This window comes from Roseburia sp. AF22-2LB, from assembly GCF_003461125.1.
GTDB classification, from domain to species: domain Bacteria; phylum Bacillota; class Clostridia; order Lachnospirales; family Lachnospiraceae; genus Roseburia_C; species Roseburia_C amylophila.
Window position 1 is genome coordinate 88,490 of sequence record NZ_QTWM01000005.1, and the last position, 15,737, is coordinate 104,226.

At 41.5% G+C, this 15,737-nt stretch carries 13 protein-coding genes and 1 riboswitch; of the genes, 10 read left to right on the plus strand and 3 right to left on the minus strand.

Translation table 11 applies throughout. From position 1 onward, the window contains the following. Positions 1-189: 189 nt before the first annotated feature. The 5 genes from DWX96_RS09025 (at position 190) to pflA (ending at position 5,912) form a co-directional block, all read left to right on the plus strand. Complete coding sequence (locus DWX96_RS09025) at positions 190-987, plus strand: transporter substrate-binding domain-containing protein (RefSeq protein WP_117841721.1); 798 nt, start codon at positions 190-192, stop codon at positions 985-987. Positions 988-1,007: 20 nt separating this feature from the next. Further along, the gene (locus DWX96_RS09030) at positions 1,008-1,694 is read left to right on the plus strand and encodes an amino acid ABC transporter permease (protein ID WP_022242707.1); all 687 of its coding nucleotides are present in this window, start codon (positions 1,008-1,010) and stop codon (positions 1,692-1,694) included. After that, positions 1,684-2,424 carry an amino acid ABC transporter ATP-binding protein gene (locus tag DWX96_RS09035; protein WP_022242706.1) on the plus strand — a complete coding sequence of 247 codons (741 nt, stop codon included), beginning with the start codon at positions 1,684-1,686 and terminating at the stop codon, positions 2,422-2,424. Before DWX96_RS09030 ends, DWX96_RS09035 begins: the two co-directional genes overlap by 11 nt. An 83-nt stretch (positions 2,425-2,507) precedes the next feature. Further along, positions 2,508-2,587: riboswitch (ZMP/ZTP riboswitch) on the plus strand. A 194-nt stretch (positions 2,588-2,781) separates the two neighbouring features. Next, complete coding sequence (gene pflB, locus DWX96_RS09040; RefSeq protein ID WP_117697969.1) at positions 2,782-5,034, plus strand: formate C-acetyltransferase; 2,253 nt, start codon at positions 2,782-2,784, stop codon at positions 5,032-5,034. Between the two features lie 143 nt (positions 5,035-5,177). After that, on the plus strand, positions 5,178-5,912 hold the full coding sequence (gene pflA, locus DWX96_RS09045; protein ID WP_117841722.1) for a pyruvate formate-lyase-activating protein: 735 nt from the start codon (positions 5,178-5,180) through the stop codon (positions 5,910-5,912). A gap of 46 nt (positions 5,913-5,958) precedes the next feature. On the opposite strand, the gene DWX96_RS09050 is transcribed toward pflA, so the two are convergent. Then, positions 5,959-6,771 carry a MerR family transcriptional regulator gene (locus tag DWX96_RS09050; protein WP_117697971.1) on the minus strand — a complete coding sequence of 271 codons (813 nt, stop codon included), beginning with the start codon at positions 6,769-6,771 and terminating at the stop codon, positions 5,959-5,961. Positions 6,772-6,849: 78 nt separating this feature from the next. On the opposite strand from DWX96_RS09050, the gene DWX96_RS09055 reads away from it, so the two are divergent. From DWX96_RS09055 to DWX96_RS09075, 5 genes are all read left to right on the plus strand, one after another. Next, on the plus strand, positions 6,850-8,175 hold the full coding sequence (locus DWX96_RS09055) for an MATE family efflux transporter (RefSeq protein ID WP_022242703.1): 1,326 nt from the start codon (positions 6,850-6,852) through the stop codon (positions 8,173-8,175). Positions 8,176-8,280: 105 nt separating this feature from the next. Then, positions 8,281-9,696 carry an MBOAT family O-acyltransferase gene (locus tag DWX96_RS09060; RefSeq protein ID WP_117697972.1) on the plus strand — a complete coding sequence of 472 codons (1,416 nt, stop codon included), beginning with the start codon at positions 8,281-8,283 and terminating at the stop codon, positions 9,694-9,696. 12 nt (positions 9,697-9,708) lie between these two features. Beyond that, a complete protein-coding gene (locus DWX96_RS09065) occupies positions 9,709-10,590 on the plus strand; it encodes a GDSL-type esterase/lipase family protein (RefSeq protein WP_117947551.1) in 882 nt (293 codons plus the stop codon). Positions 10,591-10,710: 120 nt separating this feature from the next. Then, positions 10,711-11,616, plus strand: a complete 906-nt coding sequence (locus tag DWX96_RS09070) for a hypothetical protein (RefSeq protein ID WP_117697975.1) — start codon at positions 10,711-10,713, stop codon at positions 11,614-11,616. A gap of 157 nt (positions 11,617-11,773) precedes the next feature. Further along, entirely contained in the window at positions 11,774-13,273 is a 1,500-nt protein-coding gene (locus DWX96_RS09075; RefSeq protein ID WP_022242699.1) for a radical SAM protein, read from the plus strand. 213 nt (positions 13,274-13,486) lie between these two features. Here the strand turns inward: DWX96_RS09075 and DWX96_RS09080 are convergent, their stop codons facing one another. Further along, the gene (locus tag DWX96_RS09080; protein WP_118057290.1) at positions 13,487-14,806 is read right to left on the minus strand and encodes an ATP-binding protein; all 1,320 of its coding nucleotides are present in this window, start codon (positions 14,804-14,806) and stop codon (positions 13,487-13,489) included. Further along, the gene (locus tag DWX96_RS09085) at positions 14,803-15,546 is read right to left on the minus strand and encodes a LytR/AlgR family response regulator transcription factor (protein ID WP_158561836.1); all 744 of its coding nucleotides are present in this window, start codon (positions 15,544-15,546) and stop codon (positions 14,803-14,805) included. Before DWX96_RS09085 ends, DWX96_RS09080 begins: the two co-directional genes overlap by 4 nt. Positions 15,547-15,737 lie beyond the last annotated feature (191 nt).

The following is a 15,737-nucleotide window of genomic DNA, read 5'->3' on the forward strand; positions in this document are numbered from 1 at the left end:
AATATGCAAACTACTGAGGTACCGCCTGTTTAAAAATACATGGAAAAATGTATTTTTAAATGCAGACAAATACTCTCCGGGTACTTGTGAAATAGGCGGAATCATGCTATACTAGGCGTTATGTTGATATATTTTATGATGCTGTATGAAATATAAATTCACATAATTATAATCAGAGGAGGAATAAATATGAAGAACATGAAGAAATTTGCAGCACTTTTATTAACTGCAGCAATGACAGTAGCAATGGTAGGATGTGGCTCATCTGTAGCTGCAAACACAGTAAATTCCAAGGATGACCTTCCGGGAAAGAAAATCGGTGTTCAGCTTGGAACAACCGGAGATGCCGATGCAACAGCATACGAGGACGAAGGAAGCACCGTAGAGCGTTACAACAAAGGTTCTGATGCAATCCAGGCATTAAAGACCGGTAAGATCGACTGTGTAATCATCGACAAGCAGCCTGCAGAGGCATTTGTTGAGAAGAATGATGACTTGAAAATCTTAGATGATACCTTTGATGCAGAGGAATATGCAATCTGTATCGCAAAAGATAACACAGATTTAACAGACGAATTCAACAAAGCAATCGAAGAGTTAAAAGCCGACGGAACAATCGATACTATCATCAGCAACTATATTGGTGATGAAACAGGAGAGCATCCATATGAGACTCCGGAGGGAACAGAATATCCAAACGGAAAACTTACCATGGCAACCAATGCACAGTTTGAGCCATACGAATATTATGATGGTGACAACGTAGTTGGTATCGATGCAGACATCGCAAAAGCAATCTGTGACAAGCTTGGCTATGATTTAGAGATTGAAGATATGGAATTTGATGCAATCATCGCAGCAGTATCTTCCGGTAAAGCAGATTTTGGTGCAGCAGGAATGACTGTAACAGAAGACCGTCTTAAGAACATTGACTTTACAGATACTTATGCAACAGCAAGCCAGGTTATTGTAGTAAGAAATAAATAATCGGTATAGGAGGAAAGACCTTGAGCGATTTTTTAAGCAGCTTTCAACAGGATTTTATAGAGAAAGACAGATATCTTTATCTGTTACGTGGCCTTGGCAATACACTGCTTATTGCAGTGCTTGCAGTACTTCTGGGTATTGTGGTTGGATTTTTAGTCGCAATTATCCGTTCCACCCATGATAAACATGGTGGATTAAATGTTTTGAATTTTATATGTAAAGTGTATCTTACCATATGGCGTGGAACCCCTACGATGGTACAGCTTTTGATTATGTACTATATTATTCTGGTTGCACTCGATAATAAGATTGCAGTGGCTGTAATCGCTTTTGGTTTGAATTCGGCTGCCTATGTGGCAGAGATTGTACGTTCCGGAATCATGTCTGTAGACGAAGGACAGTTTGAAGCTGGACGAAGCCTCGGACTGAATTATTCGCAGACCATGCGTCTGATTATTCTGCCACAGGCATTTAAGAATGTACTTCCGGCACTGGCAAATGAGTTTATTACCTTACTGAAAGAGACTTCCATCAGTGGATATATTGCAATCCCGGATCTGACAAAGGGTGGCGATATCATCCGTAGCCAGACCTATGACCCGTTCTTACCATTGTTCGGTGTTGCAATTATCTACCTGATAATCGTTATGATTTTAACGGCTGGTGTACATAAACTGGAAACGAGGTTGAGAACAAATGAGCGATAAGAAGGTATTGATTGAAGTAAAGGATTTGTGTAAATCCTTTGGAAATGTAAATGTATTAAATGGTATCTCCACAGAAATCGCCCAGGGAGAGGTGGTTGCCATCATCGGACCATCCGGTTGTGGTAAATCCACATTCTTACGTTCCTTAAATCTTTTAGAGGAGCCGACTTCCGGTGTGATTACTTTTGAAGGAACAGATATCACGGATAAATCCGTAGACATCAACAAGATGCGTCAGAAGATTGGAATGGTATTCCAGCAGTTCAATCTGTTCCCGAATTATACCGTAAAAGGAAATATCATGCTGGCACCGGTTCAGACCGGACTTATGAATAAGGAAGAGGCCTCTAAGCGTGCGGACGAGCTTTTGATGAGAGTTGGTCTTTCCGATAAAGCAGATACTTATCCGGCAATGCTTTCCGGTGGACAGAAACAGCGTATTGCAATTGCAAGAGCACTGGCAATGAATCCGGATGTCATGTTATTTGACGAGCCGACTTCCGCACTGGATCCGGAAATGGTAGGAGAAGTTCTTGAAATTATGAAAGAACTGGCACAGGACGGAATGACCATGGTAGTGGTAACGCACGAAATGGGATTTGCAAGAGAAGTGGCAAGCCGTGTCATGTTTATCAATGAAGGACAGATTCAGGAAGAGAATACACCGGCAGAATTCTTTGCCAATCCACAGAATCCGCGTCTTTGCGACTTCCTTTCCAAAGTATTGTAGGAAAAGAACAGATAAAATGGTAAAAATAGTTGATAAAAAGTTTTCATAAGCTATTGCAATCAGAAAAAAAATAGTCTATGATAAAACCGTTATATGACTGACGGATAAGTGGAAAAACCACATGAAGTATAACGAAAACGAGCCGACCGTCTGGGCGATGAACCTGGAGGACTGGCTCGTTTTTTTTTGTATGTTATTTTGAACACCAAAAGATATTGACAAAAAAATAACGGTCAGTATATACTAACTACAGTTAAACAAGACTAATTCAAACCAATGAATAAAAAGTCTGTTGACAGTAAATTTAGTAACCATTCAGTGTTCATACTGAATACATTTTTTTAGGAGGATATCGTAATGATTGAAATGAAAGAGTGGGATGGATTCGAAGGACGTCTCTGGAAAGAAGAAATCAATGTTCGTCAGTTCATTCAGGACAACTACACTCCATATGATGGAGATGAGAGCTTTTTAGCTGAGCCGACAGATGCAACCAACAAGCTATGGGATGCACTTCAGAAATTACAGAAAGAAGAGCGTGCCAAGGGCGGCGTTCTTGATATGGAGACAGAGGTTGTAACCGGAATTACAGCTTATGGTCCGGGATATATCGATGAAAGCTTAAAAGATTTAGAGCAGGTAGTTGGTCTTCAGACTGACAAACCATTAAAGAGAGCTTTCATGCCATATGGTGGAATCAAGATGGCTGTTCAGGCATGTGAGACCTACGGTTATGAAGTAAATGATAAATTAAAAGAAATTTTCACCAAGTATCATAAGACACACAATACAGCAGTATTTGATGCTTATACACCGGAAATGATGAAGGTTCGTCATGCTAAGATTTTAACAGGTCTTCCGGATACCTACGGTCGTGGACGTATTGTAGGTGATTACCGCCGTGTAGCATTATACGGACTGGATTACTTAATCGCTGAGAAGAAGAAGGACAAAGCCAACTGCGGATGCGGACAGATGACAGATGATGTCATCCGTTTAAGAGAAGAAATTGCAGAGCAGATTAAATGTCTGGAAGACATGAAGAAACTGGCTGAGATTTACGGATATGATATTTCAAGACCTGCAACCAATGCAAAAGAGGCTGTTCAGTGGTTATACTTCGGATACCTTGCAGCAATCAAGACACAGAACGGTGCAGCGATGTCAGTAGGACGTGTTTCTACTTTCCTTGATATTTATATTAAGAGAGATATGGATAAGGGAATTCTTACTGAGCAGCAGGCTCAGGAGCTGATTGACCATTTCACAATGAAACTTCGTATGGTTAAATTCGCACGTATTCCTTCTTATAACCAGTTATTCTCCGGTGACCCTGTATGGGCAACCCTTGATGTAGCAGGAACAGGTGTAGACGGACGTTCCATGGTAACCAGGACAGACTTCCGTTTCCTTCATACTTTAGAGAATATGGGACCGGCACCGGAACCAAATCTTACTGTATTCTATTCATCCAGACTGCCACAGACCTTCCGTGATTATGCAGCACGTATCTCGATTGAAACAAGCTCAATCCAGTATGAAAACGATGATGCAATGAAACCGGTATGGGGCGATGATTATGCAATCTGCTGCTGTGTATCTGCTACACAGACAGGTAAAGAGATGCAGTTCTTCGGCGCTCGTGCAAACCTTGCAAAATGTCTGCTTTACGCAATCAACGGTGGTGTTGATGAAAAATCAGGCGAGCAGGTAGGACCAAACTACGCACCAATTACAGCTGAATATCTTGACTATGATGAAGTAATGGCAAAATATGACAAGATGATGGACTGGTTAGTAGACATCTATGTAAATACACTGAACCTGATTCAGTATATGCATGATAAATATTACTATGAAGCAGCAGAGCTTTCTCTGATGGATACCGACTTAAAGAGAACTTTTGCAACCGGTATTGCAGGATTTTCACATGTTATCGATTCTCTTTCTGCAATCAAATATGCAAAAGTAAAAGTCGTACGTGATGAGAACGGACTTGCAAAAGACTTCGAAATCGAAGGAGACTTCCCGAAGTACGGAAATGATGATGACCGTGCAGATGAAATCGGAGTATGGCTGCTTAAGACTTTCATGGATAAATTAAAGAAACATCATACTTATCGTGATTCTGAGCCTACAACTTCTATCCTTACCATTACTTCTAACGTAGTATATGGTAAAGCAACCGGAGCTATGCCGGATGGACGTAAAGCCGGCGAACCACTTTCACCGGGAGCTAACCCATCTTACGGTGCAGAGCAGAACGGACTTTTAGCTTCCCTGAACTCTCTGACCAAGCTTCCATATGAGTGGGCATTAGATGGTATTTCCAATACACAGACCATCAATCCTGGCGCACTTGGAAACAACGAGCAGGAAAGAATCGATAATCTTGTAAATGTAATGGACGGATACTTTGACCAGGGTGCTCATCATCTGAATGTCAATGTATTTGGCAAAGAAAAGCTTATTGATGCAATGGAGCATCCGGAGAAAGAAGAGTATGCAAACTTCACAATCCGTGTATCCGGCTATGCAGTTAAGTTCATCGACCTGACAAAAGAGCAGCAGCTTGATGTTATTGCCCGTACCTGTCATGAGCGTATGTAATTTAAGACAGTAACCGAACTGCGGGGAGCATGCGATTTTTCCACAATTCAGGTAAAGCAGAATGTGCAGGCTTAATGAAAAAAGCCTGCACATTTTTATAGGTTGTTAAGCATCCGTAAGTATTTTGGTGTATAGGAGGCAATATGAGTGAAATAAAAGGACACATCCATTCTGTAGAAAGCTTTGGTTCGGCAGACGGACCGGGTGTAAGATATATTGTATTTTTGAAAGGCTGTAACATGAGATGTCAGTACTGCCATAACCCGGATACCTGGGCAAAAGATGGCGGAGAGCTGATGACACCGGAAGAAGTGTTAAAAAAGGCACTTCGCTACAAAACTTATTGGAAAGAAAAGGGCGGAATCACCGTAAGCGGTGGAGAGGCTCTTTTACAGATAGATTTCGTAACAGAACTGTTCCGGCTGGCAAAAGAAAAAGGGGTAAATACCTGTCTCGATACCTCTGGCAATCCATTTTCCTTGGAAGAACCATTTAAAAGTAAATTTGATGAGTTGATGAAATATACAGACCTCTTTATGTTAGACATTAAGCATATGGATGATGCAGCACACCGGAAACTCACCGGACAGACGAATCAGAATATTTTGGAAATGGCAGCTTATTTATCAGACCATGGCAAAGCAATGTGGATCCGCCATGTGTTGGTGCCGGGTATTACAACAGAAGAGGATGAGCTTCACCGCTTAAGAAGTTTTCTTGATACCCTTAAGACAGTAGAGCGGGTGGAAGTGCTGCCATATCATACCTTAGGCGTCTTTAAATGGAAGGAACTTGGAATTCCATACCAGTTAGAAGGCGTAGACCCGCCTACAAAGGAGCAGATAGACCGGGCAAAAGAGATTCTTGGGGCACTGTAAAATAGATAAGCAGCATTACAGGAAAATAAAAAAGTAATGCTGCTTTTTAGATTCTGACGATAATGCGGGTAAGGTATTCACTTCGTTTATCCGTCATGGTAGCGTTAATCAATTCTTCTTCATAGAATCTGCCATCGGATGAAGTAATCTGGTGCTGCTTCATGTAGCTGCGCAGCCTGTCATAAGCGAGTGAAATATCATCCCAGTCTCCCAGGTGATAGGCAGCGAGACATTTAGAAGCCGGAAGAATCCGGTAAGGCATTTTCTTGGGAGGGGTCTGCATGGCAAGGCATACCTCGTGATAAAGATTGTGGGCACCCCGGGCAAGGTCACGCTCCATCTGGATATAAAGCACTGTAAAACCGGTAGTTTCCTTGCTTTCATAATAGGAGTTCAGAAGCTCACTGACTTTTACGGAGATGGTCTTATCATCGGAAGAACTGACAGGGTGTGCTGCAATATAAAATCCTGGCAGAGAGACTTCTTCAATGATATCCGGATTTGTAGTCAGGCTGGTTTTAATTCGTTTCTGCTGTCTTTGAATCCACTTCTGCTTTTCTTTTAATGCACGAATCTGCTGTTCGATGACAGCGTTTTCTTTCGTAAGAAGTGTGGCATAATTTTCCGGGCTTCGGTGTTCCATGTATTCTTTAATTTCCGACAGAGGCATGCCAAGTTCCCGCAGCGTGATAATGGCATCTAACACATCCATCTGGCGGACGGTGTAGTAGCGGTAGTCATTGTCCCCTCTTGCTTCGGGTGAAAAAATGCCAAGCTGGTCGTAGTGAAACAGTGTATTCTTTGTAGTGCCCATCATCCGGGCAACTTCTCCGGTGGTCAGATATTCATTTCTACTCATTAAAAAAATCTCCTTGACTATATGGTTACCATATAGTTTATGATAGCAAATAGTGATTCATAAGACAAGGAGGTTATCATGTCGAATTCATTAAATCAGAACTTTAAAACATTATCCTTATTGAAATTTGCATTGCCATCTATGATTATGATGGTATTTATGTCATTGTATACAATCATAGATGGAATCTTTGTGTCAAGACTGGTAGGAGAAAGCGCTCTTTCTGCAGTCAATATTGTATGGCCGGTTATTTGTATTCTCATTGCAATCGGCGTTATGTTAGCAACCGGTGGAAGTGCAGTGGTAGCAAGAAAAATGGGTGAGGGAGATGAAAAGGGAGCATGTGAGAACTTTACTTTTCTTGCAGTGGTAGGAGTTGCTGTAAGTCTGGTGCTGCTGGTTATTGTATTACTTTTTCATAAACCGATTGTATATGCATTAGGAGCAGACGACTCTTTATTCGAAAATGGGAAAACATATCTTATTGATATGATGTATTTTGGACCGTGCTGTATTTTGCAGAGTTTATTTCAGTGCTTCTTTGTGACTGCAGGAAAACCTGCATATGGACTCGGACTGATTACTGCCGGAGGTGTAGCCAATGCAATCTTAGATTATGTCTTTATGGGGCCAATGCAGCTTGGCATTGCCGGAGCAGCTATTGCAACAGGCATCGGACAGATGATTCCTGCGGTAGTGGGAGTCATCTATTTCCTGGTGAAAAGAAAAGGACTTCATTTTACCCGCTTCCATTGGGATGGAAAAGCATTGTGGCAGTCCTGCACCAACGGTTCTTCCGAGATGGTAACGAACCTTTCCAATGCAGTAATTACATACCTTTTTAATATTATTCTGATGCGTATGGTTGGAGCAGACGGGGTAGCTGCAATTACCATTATTTTATACGGACAGTTTTTATTCAATGCGCTGTATCTTGGATTTTCCATGGGTGTGGCACCGGTTATCAGCTTCCAGTACGGAGCAAAGAACAGTGAAAAATTAAGTAACGTTTACCATATCAGTAACCGGTTTGTAAAAATATCCTCTGGCTTTATGGCGGTGGCATCGATTCTTCTGGCGAAGCCGATTACATCAGTATTTGTCTCAGAAAGCAGTCATACCTTTGCAATGACAGTTACGGGATTTGCATTGTTTGGCATCAACTATCTTTTCAGCGGCTATAACGTATTTACCTCTTCGCTGTTCACGGCACTTTCTGATGGAAAAACATCTGCACTGGTATCCTTCAGCAGAACCTTTGTCTGTATTCTGGCCTCTTTACTGATTCTGCCGCAAATTATCGGATTAAAGGGAGTCTGGCTGGCAGTTCCGGTGGCAGAATTTGTGACATCAGGACTTTCTTTTTACTGTCAGAGAAGAAATTTATCGAAATACGGAATTTAAGAAACTTTTTTTTCATCTGGAACGTCTAATCTATAAAGAGTATAATGAATGGTAAAGAATGAATGGATAATACCATTTTAAGATAGTAAAGAGAGGATACGAAAGATGGTTTTTAGCAGCATAGCATTTATCATGTATTTTATGCCGGTATTTTTTCTGGTTTATTATATCCTGCCGGCTTCTTATAAGAATGCCTGGCTTTTCCTTGCCAGCCTTGGTTTTTATTACTATGGTGTCAGGGGAAATCCGGGTTATCTTTTACTTATGATTATGTCTGTGGTGGTCAATTTCGTGGCTGGAAAATTGATTGCGGCACAGAAGACGAAGCGGGCGAGGAAAGCCTGGCTTGTGGTTGGAATCGTCTATGATTTAGGATGGCTCATTCTGTTTAAATATCTGGGCTTTCTTATAGAGAATCTGAATGCCCTTTTTGGTGCAATGCACGTTAAGGTACAACTGGAAACATGGAATCTGATTCTGCCAATTGGAATCAGCTTTTATACGTTCCAGATTATTTCCTATCTGGTGGACGTGTACCGGAGGGAAACAAAAGCGGAAAAATCGTTGATTTCTCTGGGAACGTATCTATGCATGTTCCCGCAGTTAATTGCAGGACCGATTGTCAATTACCATCTGATTCAGGAGCAGCTTCATAAGAGAAAACATTCCATGGTAAAGGTGGAATCCGGACTTAAGGTATTTGCACTGGGACTTGCTTATAAAGTATTGCTGGCAAACCGGGTGGGACATCTTTGGACAGAGGTGACAGCAATCGGTTATGAGAGCATTTCCACACCGCTGGCATGGATGAGCATTGTGGCATACAGCCTGCAGTTATATTTTGACTTCTATGGGTATTCCCTGATGGCAATCGGACTGGGGCGGATGATGGGCTTTGACTTTCCACAGAACTTTAACAATCCGTATATGGCAGTGTCCATGACGGATTTCTGGCGCCGCTGGCATATGACACTGGGTGGCTGGTTCCGGGAATATGTATACATTCCGCTGGGCGGCAACCGCGGTGGTTTTGCAAAGACCGTCCGCAATATGTTTGTGGTATGGCTTCTGACAGGGCTCTGGCATGGCGCAAGCTGGAACTTTGTACTGTGGGGACTTTTGCTTTTTGTCTTATTATTCGTGGAAAAAGCCGGACTTGGAAAAGTGCTGGAGCGGCATAAGGCGCTTGGCCATATTTATATGATACTCTGGATACCACTTTCCTGGCTGGTCTTTGTGATTACGGATTTAAGCCAGCTTGGCATTTATTTACAGAAATTATTCCCATTCTTTGGCAGTACCGGAACGGTATTGTTTCAGGGAGATTATCTGAAATATGGTAAGACCTATGGCATTTATCTGGTGCTTGGTATCCTGTTTGCAACAGGTGTTCAGGAGAAGCTCCTTAAGAAGAATAAGAACCGCCTCTGGGTGATTTTACTGCTGCTGGCATTATTCTGGGCGAGCGTATATTGTATGTATCTTGGAATGGATGATCCATTCTTATACTTCAGATTCTAGTGAGGAAATACGATGAAAAAATATAAATTTACTATACTTTTACTGCTGACATTTGTGATTGCATTCCCGGTGATTACCGTAAAGCTTGTAACTGCGGAGCAGGAGAAGAAGGCAAGGCAGGAAGAACTGGCACAGGTGACAGACACAGAAAAAGAGCCGGCGGAAGCAGTTGCCGGAACGGAAGAAAACAGCACAGATAAAGCCGGTACAGGACAAGAAGATATTGATAGTACAGAAAATACAGAAGATAAAACAGGTACCAAGGATAATGAAACGGTGGCAGATACGGAGCAGGAGGGAACCTTTACAACAGAGGATATCAGCTATTTTTCCGATGCTTTATTTATTGGAGATTCCAGAACAGTAGGATTATCGGAGTATGCAGACCTTGGGGATGCGGATGTATTTGCAACGATTGGCTTAAGTTCCTTTAAGCTGTTTGAAACAGAGGTGGATATGCCGGGCTATGGAAAAGAAACTTTGGATGAAGTGTTAAGCCGGAAAAATTACGGAAAGATTTATCTGATGCTAGGTATCAATGAACTGGGATATCCACATGCAAGCATAGAAAAGCAATATCGTGAAGTGGTAGAGAAAATACGGGAAATGCAGCCGGATGCCATTTTATTCTTAGAGGCGAGTCTTCATGTTTCCAAGGCAAAATCCGATTCGGACAGCCTTTATAACAATGCCAATATTGACTGGCTCAATGACGTGGTGGAGTCCTTATGTGACCAGAAGCAGACCTATTATATTGATGTGAATGAAATCTTTGATGATGGGGCAGGAAACCTCGATGCCCAGTATACCAGTGATGATGCCCATCCTCTAGGAAAATATTATGCCCAGTGGGCAGAATGGATTCTGACGAAAGCTATTGTAAAGGAAAAATAAGACCAAAACTCTTAGGAAAACGCAGTGGAAAACCGATGTATTATTTATAAAAGTGTATACAACAGTGAAAGAAATATCCGATAACCGGATAAGCGTTGCAGAAAGGCAAGGGAAGCGTATATGAATGGAATCAATACCAGTTTTGGGACACAGAGCTTATATCAGAATGACGGGACACAGGGAAGTGCAAAGTCAGATGATAAGAAGCAGGATAATAAGAATGACAGCAATGTAATAAAAGGTGCCGGTCTTAATCTGAATCAGACAGATCTGATTGGACAGAAGATGGCAAATGCCCAGAAAGAAGCATTAAAGAAGATTATGGATACATTTTCCGGTGAGCACGCAGTGGATGAAGAGATGGACGAGCGGCGTGCCCACATTAAGGAAATTGACAGCGAGATAAAAGATTATCAGAGTGAAATCCGCGACTTACAGAATAAGGAAGCTGAATTAAAGGGACGTTACCAGGTAGCGGATGGCAGCCAGGAAGAGGCAGACCTTGACCTTTTAAAGAAAGCCAGTACAGCAGAAGGAAGAAGCATGCTTTCCAAAGAAGAATTAGAGCATGTCTCAGAATTACAGAAAGGCGGAATGACAGACTATCAGAAAGAGTCCATGGACTACTATAAAATGGAGTCAGAATACAGAAGCAAGATAAAAGACCTTGGAAAGGAAAGAGCCGAGGATAACGGATACCTCCGGGCAGTACATACGGAACGGTTAAAGCATCATGATATGATAGACAGCCAGAAGGAAGCGGAAGAAATATTAGACAATGCATCCGATGAAGCAACATTAGGACTGATTGGGGAAGCAGTAGACCACATCGATGAGACCATCAAAGAAAATGAGAAAGATACGGATAAGAAGGATGCAGACAAGAAAGAGGATAAGAAGACTGATACAAAATTAGACAAGGAGACCCAGAGCAGCCTTTTAAAGAGTGAAGCAGAGAAAAAGGTTGCGGAGCATAAACTTGCCGAGGACGATATCAAAGGACTTGTCTATGATGAGCAGTTATAAACAAAATGGACAATTTGTGCTGTCAGATATACAAATTGTCGAAAAAGTATAACTTGACCATACAAAAAAAATCTATTGTATATGTCAAAAAAACGCATTGTTTCTTATACTAATAAATGTTAAAATACATAGAAGAAAAAAGAGGGAGGAAGTTAGCATGGCTTCATTCGTTGAAAACACACAGCACAAAGTAGAAAGAAAAGCTTTTGAGATAATGACCAATAGCATCGTAGGTAAGTTGACTAAGACAGATGATATCGCGAAAAGACAGGAAACATTCCTTGAACTTATTGATAAGGCAGAGACTTTCTGGGGAAATGGCGCAGACAAGGCAACATTGGATAAGGTCAGAGAGTATGTAAAGAATCCGGAGAACAGATGGGTGAAGTTTGTAAACCGTGTTCTGGATGAGACAAATCCAAATTATGCTAAGAAATTCCTTCTGAATTTAGGATATGAAGCATTTTTCCGTGGAACAAAGACAATCAGGGCAAACCGTGAGAAGTACAACTGTAATATTCCATGGCTGATTCTTTTTGACCCGACAGACGCATGTAATATGCATTGTGTAGGATGCTGGTCCGGCACATATGGCCACAAGAATAACATGTCCTATGAGGATATGGATAAGATTGTTACACAGGGTAAGGAACTTGGAACTTATCTTTACTTTATGACAGGTGGAGAACCGACTGTTCGTAAGAATGATATTTTAAAACTTGCTGAGAAGCATAATGATTGTATGTTCGGTCTTTTCTCCAACTCTACTCTGATTGATGAGGAGTTGTGTAAGAAGATTGTAGAACTTGGAAATATTACATTCCTTCTTTCCATTGAGGGAACACCTGAGACAAATGACGGACGTCGTGGTGACGGACATTATGCAGCCGTTATGAAGGCAATGGATCTGTTGAAACAATATGGTATCATATTCGGAACTTCTATCTGCTATACCAGAGCCAATGTTGAGGCTGTTACCGATGAGAAATTCTTACGTTTCATTGCTGATAAGGGCGCACGTTTCGGTTTCTACTTCCATTATATGCCGGTAGGACAGAACGCAGCTCCGGAGCTGATGCCGACATTGGAACAGCGGGAAGAAATTATTAAGAAGATTCGCTGGGTTCGTACTGGAGACAATGATATCGGATTTTTCCCAATGGACTTCCAGAATGACGGAGAATTTGTTGGCGGATGTATTGCCGGTGGACGTAACTACTTCCATATTAATGCACAGGGAGACGCAGAACCGTGCGTATTTATCCATTTCTCGGATTCGAATATCCATGATAAGTCAATCCTTGAGATGCTGCAGAGCCCATTGTTTAAGGCATATCATGAAGGACAGCCATTTAACAGAAACCACCTGCGTCCATGTCCGATGCTTGAGAATCCAAAGCTCTTAAGAGAAATGGTAAACAAGACTGGTGCGAAGGGAACAAACGCTGAGGCAGAAGAGACTGTTGAGCATCTCTGCTCTAAGTGTGACCACTATGCAGAAGAGTGGGGACCGGTTGCAGACCGTATCTGGGCAGAACAGAAACATAAGAAAGCACCTTATGAGAACTATACGGAAGAAAAGAGAGAACATCCGGAACTTGCAGCATTTGAGCATGCGGATGGTTCCGATGGATTAAGAGATGAGGATCTTCAGTAATTAAATTAGATGATAAAATAGGACTAAATCAAGAGAAACCTTATACAACAAGGGTTTGAATGATTTAAGTCCTATTTTTTTGAAAGTCCGCGAGAGATAAGTAAAGCATCTTGAAGTCTTATACCTGATACAGTAAAATAGATACATCCGGCAACAGGGAGGTCTCAAATGAAACAGGAATCCATTACAATCATATGATGAAATAGCTTTCTCTTAAGATAACCGCAGCATAATATTTGAAATAAACTCCGTTTCCTCATTATAAAACCGGGTAGAACCATGATAACGTTCGGCAGTGGTTTGGATAGAAAGAAGTCCAATACCGCTGCCGCTTTCTGTTGTAGACAGAAACTGCCCGTTCATCTTTTTTACAATTCCATTGAAGCTGTTTACCATTGTGATATATATGGTGCCCGGACTGTTAAGGTCAGAACTGAGGTGGATATATCTATTTTCCACCGGAACCTGACAGCAGGCATGGATGGCATTTTCCAAAAGATTGCCGAAAAGCAGGCTTAAGTCTACATCAGAAATAGAAATCTTCTGGGGAACAATAACCTTAAAATCCATTTTGATATGACAGGATTCTGCAAGGGAAGCATAGTAACTGATAACTGCATTCACAGCCATGTTTTGGCAGAAAAGATACTGCATGGAATGTCTGCCGGTTTCCATCTGGTAATCAGACATATAATTTTTTAATTCTTCATATTGCCCGGATTGGGCCAGCTCCTGCATAACTGCAATGGTATGTTTGAAATCATGCCGCTCCTGACGGGACTGATCGAGATAATTCTGAAGCTTGACATACTGGCTTGCCTGGGCGCGGTACATAATCGAAGTGGTATCTGCTTTGATTTTCTGTGCAGTTGTAACGGCAATGAGATAAAGCAGAATCTGGAAGGTTATAAAAAAGATAAAAAGAACCACCTCGATAACCATGGCAATTACAAATACCCGGCCTACACGGATATTGTTGTAGTCCTTAGGCAGCATAAAGATATTACAAAAAGTAATAATGGCAGGAATAATCCATGTAAGCCACCAGAATAAAGGCTGATTTACATTTTCGAAAATCCATTTCAGCTTATCTTTTATGACGATAAATAAGAACATAATAAGAAAGCTGATGGCGTATTGTAAGAGCAGTCCCGGAACAGAGCTGTCATCTACATTGGAAGAAGGGACGGTATAAGCAATGATATAATCGTTGGCAATGCAGCCAAAGGAAAGGGCTGCGGTGGCACATAAAAATAAATACCAGAGCTTTAGATTACTCAGGCGGACCGTAATAAAATATACAATAAGGCATACGGACAGGAGTGGGAAAAAGAACAGATTTGCATCATAATTCCCGGTGGATTCAACGCAGCCTAAAATCAGACAAATTGCAGTCATAACCGGAATCAGAACAGAAAAGAGTTTCCGCAGGGGAATTGATATCCAGTCAGCAACCGGAACGATGCAGATAAAAATACCCGGGAAAATAACTCCGTAATGGGCTGCGGCAATCAGAACAGTAAAAGGATTCATGACAGACCTCCGTGTAAAAGTGACTTTGTGCGTTGGGTAAATTGCCAGGTAATATAAGTCTGCTGAAGGGTATTAGACTGCTTTTTGTTCATGGAAAAGGATGCTCCATCATTCATCATGCAGACTGCTCCGTCCATGGAAGAAACATAGTCCAGATTTACCATAACACCACGGTTAATGGTCAAAAAACGTTCATCCTCCGAAAGCGTGCGGGTAACATCCCGAAACAGCATACGGCAGCGGATTTCTTCGCTGGTATGAATAATAAGATAGTTTGAATCTGAAATAATATATTGAATGTCCGAATAAAGAATCGGAAGCTTCGTCTTGTTGGTATTTACGGTCAGAAATAAATGGGAATCCAAAACAGGACGGACAGCCAGAAGGTCATCTAATAACGGATGGATGGCAGCTTTGGTAATCGGTTTTTGCAGATAGTCGAAAGCGTGGACATGCAAAGCTTCCACATGATATTCCGAGCTGGAGGTCAGAAAGACAATCGGTGTCTTCGGCGAAATTTTTCGAAAAGAAACCGCAAGGTCAATCCCGTTTGCTTCCTTAAGATAAATATCGAATAGCACAAAATCATAGGAATTCGAGGCGGCGGACAACAAAAAAGCATCCCCTTCGGTAAAGGTATCACAGCAGACCGTTATGTTATGGCTGCCGCACCAGTCCCGGATGAGCAGCTCTGTCATATGTATTTCTTCTATATTGTCATCAACAATCGCAAACCGCAATAAGATAGCCTCCTTTCGATTTCCTGGCTTTTCAGGCATTATTATAGCATACCTGTCGAAAAAATACGAATCTTTCATCCCACTAAAGTGCTTTTCATCCCACCCCGATTGACAAGCCTTCAAAAAGAATGGTATAAAGGAAATTGGTATACAAATTCATTTTGAAAAATATTTCGTAAGAGAAAAATAAA